Genomic DNA, 7504 nt, shown 5'->3' on the forward strand with positions numbered 1-7504 from the left:
ATTGAAGTTGGCGGATGGTGACCAGTCAAGTCTCCTCACCTTTAGGTTGATCAGTGCTGAACGCACCCGGCCAGATATCAAAGTCACAGCGCCTTCGGGATCCCCAACCAAGTCAACCAACGCCGCCGCACACGCTGGGCTCGCACCCATCAATATCTGCGAGCCTCAGCCGTGAACGGCACACTGTCCGGTCAAGTTTGATGAGCCTGGTTGGCTTGACGTTTCCTAGGAGTGAAGATGGCTTTTCGTCCCCCGAACCGTGACGACCTGATCACCGTTGGAAGCAAATTCGGGATCACCCTGTCCGACAATGAACTCGAGACCTACGAGAACCTCACCGCCGAGTCAGCTGCAGCGTACGACGCAGTGGAGCGGTTGTACGCCGAGACCGCGCTGTCGGGCCCCACAGGTCGCAGCAGTTTCTTCCCAGCTCCGGAAGACAACCCGCTCGGCGCGTGGTATGCCCGGACCGAGATCTCCGGTGCCGCAAGCGGTCCGCTGCAAGGGTTGCGGGTCGCGATCAAGGACAACATCTCCGTGGCCGGCGTACCGATGATGAACGGCTCGCGCACGGTCGAGGGCTATGTGCCCAAGTACGACGCAACCGTGGTTACCCGCCTGCTCGCGGCCGGTGCGACCGTGGTCGGCAAGTCCGTCTGCGAAAGCCTCTGCTTTTCCGGTGCCAGCCACACCTCCGACAGTGGGCCAGTCCGCAACCCGTGGGATACGACCCGGACGACCGGCGGTTCGTCTAGCGGCAGTACGGCACTCGTCGCCACGGGCGAGGTCGACATCGCACTCGGTGGTGACCAGGGCGGATCGGTGCGCATCCCGAGCTCCTTCTCGGGCACGGTCGGGCACAAGCCGACCTACGGCCTGGTCCCCTACACCGGCGCGTTCCCGATCGAACTGACCCTTGACCACCTCGGTCCGATCACCCGCACCGTGTCCGACGCGGCCCGGATGCTGTCGGTAATCGCCGGGTACGATGACGGCAAAGACCCTCGCCAGCCGGTCGGCGTGGCGTCATCGGATTACGACGCCGACAGCGACGGCGACGTCAGGGGCATTCGCGTGGGGATCGTCACCGAAGGCTTCGGCTACGAAGGGCTTTCCGACCCCGACCTTGACGCGACAGTCCGTGCGACCGCGCAGCGAATGACCGAAGCAGGCATGGTCATCGAAGACGTGAGCATCCCGTGGCACCGGCACGGCATGGCGATCTGGAACGTCGTCGCAACCGACGGGGCGACCGCACAGATGATAGACGGCAACGCCTACGGCTACAACTACAGCGGCTGGTACGACCCAGAGCTGATGGCGCACTACGGCAAGCAGCGGCACGAGCGGGCCAATGACTTCTCCGACACGACCAAGCTGGTCGCACTAGGTGGCGGCCACTCGCTCGCCACGACCTACGGGCGCTATTACGCGATGGCGCAGGACCTTGTTCCACTGCTGCGCAAGGCTTATGACGACGCGCTGGAGAAGTACGACGTGCTGGTCATGCCGACGCTGCCGATCACCGCGACGACGTTGGTCAGCGATCAGGACGATCCGACCACGAGCATCGTCCGCGCGCTGGAGATGCTCGTCAACACGGCCCCGATCGACTGCACCGGCCACCCGGCGACCAGCGTTCCGGCCGGCCTGGTCAATGGCTTGCCGACCGGGCTGATGATCATCGGCAAACACTTCCAGGACGCGACCTGCTTGAAGGTCGCCAAGGCAGTCGAGGCCCAGGCGGGCGGGTTCCCCCGGCCACCGGCCTACCCAACAACGCCAAGCCACTCGGCCTAAGGGGACTGCCTCGGTGATCTCGGGTTCGAATCCTATTGCGCGTTTGTAGACAACAATTCTTCCAACATCACCACTACAAACGAACCGACTCTGGGCAATCCCGAGAACGTCTGTCGCATCTGAGAGCTGGTAGGTCGCATTTCCGCAGTTGACCGTGGGTTCGGGCAGGTTCTGTGGCCAGGTGGCCAGCGACTCACAACGTCGAACGCGACGCGGGCGGCTTCCTTCGCTGAGCCCCCGCTGATCGATACATCGATCGGGGATGATCTCGGTTCCCATTGACCCGTCTGACTTTTTGGTCAGCGTGTAGTCGACCTTCTCCCAGCCTGCGCCGCGCGCGAGAAGGCTCAGGTAGCGGAGGTCAATCACCTTCTTCGCCTTGCTGGTGAAGATCCCCGCCCGGTGCGCTCACTTGTAGCAAGTGATCCGAGTGAACCCCAGCTCTCGTGCGGCCGCCGAGACAGTCCGATACTCAACAAGCCGCGCGAAGAACGCGGACCTCTCCTCCTCGGTGTAAATCCGCGGAGAGGCCACTGATCCTCGGCCCTTCCGATGCGACGGGGGCCGTACGGGCCGAAGGTCGGTGCCCCGGTCCCGATCCCACAGTGTGAACTGCATCACCTCAGCCCTTGCTTGTCCGGAGGCAGACTCATACGGTGAGTCGAAAGTCCGAATAGTGATTTTATGCACGATTTGGCCCCGATGACCCGATGACGACGACGAAGGCGGTATCGCGCGGGATGAAGCAGGACGCACACCAGGCGGGACCGCTCGCGGGCATCCGGGTGATCGAGCTCGGCAGCTTCATCGCGGCGCCGTCGGCGACACGGATCCTGGCCGAGTTCGGCGCCGACGTGATCAAGATCGAACGCCCCGACGGTGGCGACGAGCTGCGCAGCTGGCGGCTCCACGACGCCGGCACCTCGCTGCTGTTCCGCTGGATCGCGCGCAACAAGCGCTCCGTCACGATCGACCTGCACACCCCGCAGGGGCAGGCGCTGGCCAGGCAGCTGATAGACAGCGCGGACGTACTGATCGAGAACTTCCGGCCGGGCACGCTCGAGCGATGGAACCTCGGCCCCGAGGTCCTGCGTGCCAGCAATCCGGGCCTCGTGGTGGTCCGCATCTCCGGCTTCGGGCAGACCGGGCCGTACCGCGAGCACGCCGGCTTCGGCGGTGTCGCCGAGGCGATGGCTGGCCTGCGGCACCTGACCGGCAATCCCGGAGAGGCACCCGTACGCGTCGGCATCAGCCTCGGCGACCAGGTCGCCGGTCTGCACGGCGTCATCGGTGCCCTGATGGGTCTGCTGCAGCGGCGCTCCGGCGACGGCACCGGTGACGTGGTCGATGTCGCCTTACACGAGGCGATGTTTTCGATGATGGAGTCCCTGGTGCCCGACTTCGACGCCTACGGCATCAAGGCTCAGCCGAGCGGCCCCTCAATCCCCGGCGTCGCCCCGTCCGGGACCTACCGCTGCGCCAACGACAAGTTCGTTGTGATTGGCGGCAACGGCGACCGCATCTTCCACCGCCTGATGATGGTGATCGAACGACCTGACCTGCGCGACGACACCGGACTCGCGGGCAACGCCGGCCGGGTGGCGCGCAGCGACGAGCTCGGCGCCGCGATCGGCGCCTGGACTGCCGACCAGCAGGTCGCGGACGTCGTTGGCAGCCTCAGCGCCCACGGGGTGCCGTGCGGAACGATCTACGACGTCGAGGACATCCTGGCCGACCCGCAGTTCGCCGCGCGCGAGATGTACGCGCGCCACAAGGTCGACATCGGTGGCCAGGACATTCGTGACGTCTACTTCCCGGGCATCGTCCCCAAGCTCGAGCGGCATCCCGGGGAGATCCGCCACCTCGGGCCCGAGCTCGGCGCAGACACCGACGAGGTGCTCGGGTCGCTCGGTATCGGCGTCAACGAGATCGCCGGACTCCGCGAGCAGGGGGTCGTCTGATGGCCACCACCCGTCCTGAGGTTGAGATCACCGACGTCCTGCTGCGCGACGGGCTCCAAATGGAGTCCGTGATCGTGCCGACCGACGTCAAGGTCGAGCTGGCGGCCGGTCTTCTCGCGGCCGGGGTGCCTGCACTCGAGGTCGGCTCGTTCGTACATCCCGGCAAGGTGCCGCAGATGGCCGACACCGACGAGTTTCTCGCGCGCCTCCTTCCCATCACGGACGTCGGGCTGCCCACCCTCGTGTTCAACCGGCGTGGCGCCGAGCGCGCTGTCGCCGCGGGCGCACGGATTGTGCGGCTCGTGGTGTCCGCGTCCGAGGGCCACAGCCGGTCCAACGCGGGGGTCGGCGTCGCCGAGGCGCTCGACCGGCTGCAGGACAGCGGCAAGGTGCTCGACGACCACGGCATCGTGTACGAGGCATGTGTGGCGACCGCGTTCGTCTGCCCGTTCGACGGAGACACCGACCCGAGCGCCGTCGCCGATGTCGTCGAGCGCCTCCTGCAGATGGGTGCGATTGCGATCAACGTCGCGGACACGATCGGCGGCGCCCATCCGTCACAGGTCGCGAGGCTGATGCATCGGTTGTACGCCGACCACCCCGATGCCAACGTCGCCATCCACCTGCACAACACGTACGGGATGGCGGCGGCCAACGTAATGGCGGCACTTGAGGCCGGGGTCCGCAGGTTTGATGCTGCCCTCGGCGGTCTCGGCGGGTGCCCGTTCGCCCCCGGCGCCGCGGGCAACATCGCGACCGACGACCTTGTCCACCTGCTCGAGCGCGAGGGAATCGCGACGGGCATCGACCCCGACAGGCTCGGCGCGGTCCGCCGGCCGCTCGAACGGATCGTCGGCCACCGGCTGGAGTCGGCGATGAGCCGCGTCGAGGCTGGCGCCGCACGATCGGGCGCACCACAGAGCACCGACAGCCAGGAGACGACATGATCACGACGCCGGCGCTGAGCCTGCAGAGCTGTTCGCGCAGCTTCGAGACACCGGACGACGGCGGGGAGTACGTCGCTGTGCACGAGATCGACCTCGAGGTCCCCGCGGGGCGGTTCATCTCAATCGTCGGCCCCACGGGGTGCGGCAAGTCGACCGTGCTCAACATGGCCGCGGGTCTGCTGGAGCCGACCTCCGGCCGAGTCGAGAGCTTCGGCGCACCGCTGGACGGTATCAACACCCGCGCGGCGTACATGTTCCAGCAAGACGCGCTGCTGCCGTGGAAGACGGTCCGCGACAACGTCGCCCTCGGACCGATCATGCGCGGCACCACCAAGTCCGAAGCCAACGACCGGGCGGCGTTCTGGCTCGAGAAGGTCGGCCTGTCGAGCTTCGCCGACCGCTTCCCGCACCAGTTGTCCGGGGGCATGCGCAAACGCACTGCGGTCGCGCAGGCCTGGATCATCGACCCGGACGTGCTGCTGATGGACGAGCCCTTCTCGGCGCTCGACGTGCAGACCCGTCAGATCATGGAGAACGAACTGCTCGCCCTGTGGCAGGAGTCGGAGAAGGCGGTCGTGTTCATCACTCACGACCTAGACGAGGCCATCGCGCTGTCCGACGAGGTGGTGATCCTCGGCGCCGGACCGGCGAGCACGGTGGTCGGCCGCTACCAGATCGGCATCGACCGACCCCGTGACCTGATGGACATCCGCAGCCTGCCGGAGTTCACCGACATCTACCACGAGATCTGGGCCCAGCTGAAGGAGGAAGTGGTGAGCACGTATGCCAAGAGCAACAAACTCGTCTGACGAGGCTCGCGTGAGCACCTCCGACGTGACCGGTCCGGCCAGCGCCGTCGCCGAGGCTGCCGCGCCCTCCGGCCGGGACGCCGCGTCCACGCCCGACCGGGTCGTGCCCAAGCGGCCCCGGCGCCACGGTCATGCCACCGTCCGTCTGCTCCAGGTCCTGGTCGCGGTCGTCGTGCTCGGTGGCTGGGAGGCCCTCGTCCGCGCGAGGGTCATCGACGAGTTCTTCTTCCCACTGCCCACCGACGTCGCGGTGCAGGTCGGGGACTGGCTCACGTCGGGGTTCATCTACCCGCACCTGTGGGTCACGATTCAGGAGGCGCTCTACGCCTTCATCATCGGATCGATCCTCGGGCTCGGGCTCGGGTTCTTCCTCGCGCGTAGCGACTTCGCCGCCGCCGTGCTCGACCCGTACCTCAAGATGTTCAACGCCCTGCCACGGGTGGTGCTCGCGCCGATCTTCCTGCTCTGGTTCGGGCTCGGCATCTGGTCCAAGGTCGCCTTCGGCGTGACCCTCGTGTTCTTCATCGTCTTCTTCAACACGCTGCAGGGTGTACGCAACGTCGACAAGGTGCTCATCAACAACGCGCGCATGCTCGGCGCCAACGAACGCCAACTGATGCGCCACGTCCTGCTGCCCAGCGCGCTGACCTGGATCTTCTCCAGCCTCCACATCAGCGTGGGTTTCGCGATCACCGGCGCGGTGGTGGGGGAGTACCTCGGCGCCTCAGCCGGCGTCGGGTACGTCATCGCCCAGGCCGAAGGCGTGTTCGACACCACCGGAGTGTTCGCCGGAATGATCGTGCTGATGCTCGTCGTCCTCGTCGTCGACGTGATCGTCAACCGCGTGGAGACCCGGTTGCTGAGGTGGCAGCCCCAGACCCAGAAGTAGCCGTGACCGGCCGTACGTTCCCCGAGAGAAGGAAGTCCCATGTCCAGTCCGCTCCGTAGCCTGCTCGCGCTCATCAGCGTGACAGCCCTCCTCGCGCTCGCCGCGTGCAACACTCAGTCGCCGGGAGCCTCCGGCGGTGACGGCGGCAAGATCAACATCGGCGTCGGAGGGCAAACCGTACTGACGTACCTCCCTGTGACGCTGGCTGATCAGCTCGGCTACTTCGAGGACGAGGGACTGGACGTCGAGCTTCAGGACCTCCAGGGCGGCTCCAAGGCGCTCAAGGGCATGCTCGGCGGGAGCACCACGGTGACCTCCGGGTACTACGAGCACACGATCCAGATGCAGGCCAAGAACCAGGACATTAAGGCGTTCGCGGTCCAGGCCACCATTCCCGGGCTGGTGCTTCTGGTCGCACCGGGCAAGGAGAAGGAGATCAAGAGCATCAAAGACCTCAAGGGCAAGACCGTCGGCGTGACGGCGCCCGGATCCTCGACCGACATGTTCGTCCGCTACCTGCTCGCCAAGGAGAAAATGAAGCCCGAGGACATCAGCATCAGCGGTATCGGCGCCGGCTCAACCGCCGTCGCGGCCGTCGAGAAGGGCAACGTCGACGCTGCGGTCCTGATCGAGCCCGCCGTCACCCAGCTCGAGAAGAAGATTGGCAAGACGACCAAGAAGCTCGGCGACCTTCGTGACCCGGCCAACGTCGAGACGGTGTTCGGATCGCGCACCTGGCCCGCCTCGGTGCTGTACGCCCAGACCGACTGGCTCGACGAGCACGCGAAAGAGGCCAGGAAGCTCGCCAAGGCGCTCGTACGTGCACTCAAGTGGGCCGAGAGCCACAGTGGTAAGGAGATCGCGGCCAAGATGCCCAAGCAGTTCGCGGGTGGGAACCCCGAGGAGTACGCCACGGTGATCGACGCCTCCAAGAAGGGGTTCAGCACCGACGGCAAGATGCCCGAGGAAGGCGCGGAGGCGGTGCTCGAGACGCAACGGGTCGCTAACCCCGAGGTGGGCGATGCCGACATCGAGCTCAAGAAGACCTTCACCAACGAGTTCCTGGACTAGTCGGACCGTCCTCACGTACTGGCAGCC

6 protein-coding genes are annotated in these 7504 nt (G+C 66.1%); all 6 read left to right on the top strand.

The window, feature by feature from the left end:
* Window positions 1-237 precede the first annotated feature (237 nt).
* Window positions 238-1800 (top strand): amidase, encoded by a 1563-nt coding sequence (locus H7290_RS09910; RefSeq protein ID WP_290513854.1) that lies wholly within the window; start codon window positions 238-240, stop codon window positions 1798-1800.
* A gap of 710 nt (window positions 1801-2510) precedes the next feature.
* Window positions 2511-3761, top strand: coding sequence for a CaiB/BaiF CoA-transferase family protein (locus H7290_RS09915; protein WP_290513855.1), 1251 nt, complete (start codon window positions 2511-2513; stop codon window positions 3759-3761).
* The gene (locus tag H7290_RS09920) at window positions 3761-4708 is read left to right on the top strand and encodes a hydroxymethylglutaryl-CoA lyase (RefSeq protein WP_290513856.1); all 948 of its coding nucleotides are present in this window, start codon (window positions 3761-3763) and stop codon (window positions 4706-4708) included. Before H7290_RS09915 ends, H7290_RS09920 begins: the two co-directional genes overlap by 1 nt.
* A complete protein-coding gene (locus tag H7290_RS09925) occupies window positions 4705-5517 on the top strand; it encodes an ABC transporter ATP-binding protein (protein WP_290513857.1) in 813 nt (270 codons plus the stop codon). The genes H7290_RS09920 and H7290_RS09925 overlap by 4 nt, the downstream gene beginning before the upstream one ends.
* 10 nt (window positions 5518-5527) lie before the next feature.
* Window positions 5528-6406, top strand: a complete 879-nt coding sequence (locus H7290_RS09930) for an ABC transporter permease (RefSeq protein WP_290513858.1) — start codon at window positions 5528-5530, stop codon at window positions 6404-6406.
* 39 nt (window positions 6407-6445) lie between these two features.
* Complete coding sequence (locus H7290_RS09935; protein ID WP_290513859.1) at window positions 6446-7477, top strand: ABC transporter substrate-binding protein; 1032 nt, start codon at window positions 6446-6448, stop codon at window positions 7475-7477.
* The last annotated feature ends 27 nt before the right edge of the window (window positions 7478-7504 follow it).

The sequence above is a fragment of the Aeromicrobium sp. genome (assembly GCF_014378035.1).
Classification (GTDB): Bacteria; Actinomycetota; Actinomycetes; order Propionibacteriales; family Nocardioidaceae; genus Aeromicrobium.

What these genes read in the sequence shown, in the direction of transcription:
- H7290_RS09915 (WP_290513855.1), top strand. Translation starts at nt 2,511, where the DNA reads ATGACGACGACGAAGGCGGTATCGCGCGGGATGAAGCAGGACGCACAC.
- H7290_RS09935 (WP_290513859.1), top strand. Translation starts at nt 6,446, where the DNA reads ATGTCCAGTCCGCTCCGTAGCCTGCTCGCGCTCATCAGCGTGACAGCC.
- H7290_RS09925 (WP_290513857.1), top strand. Translation starts at nt 4,705, where the DNA reads ATGATCACGACGCCGGCGCTGAGCCTGCAGAGCTGTTCGCGCAGCTTC.
- H7290_RS09920 (WP_290513856.1), top strand. Translation starts at nt 3,761, where the DNA reads ATGGCCACCACCCGTCCTGAGGTTGAGATCACCGACGTCCTGCTGCGC.
- H7290_RS09910 (WP_290513854.1), top strand. Translation starts at nt 238, where the DNA reads ATGGCTTTTCGTCCCCCGAACCGTGACGACCTGATCACCGTTGGAAGC.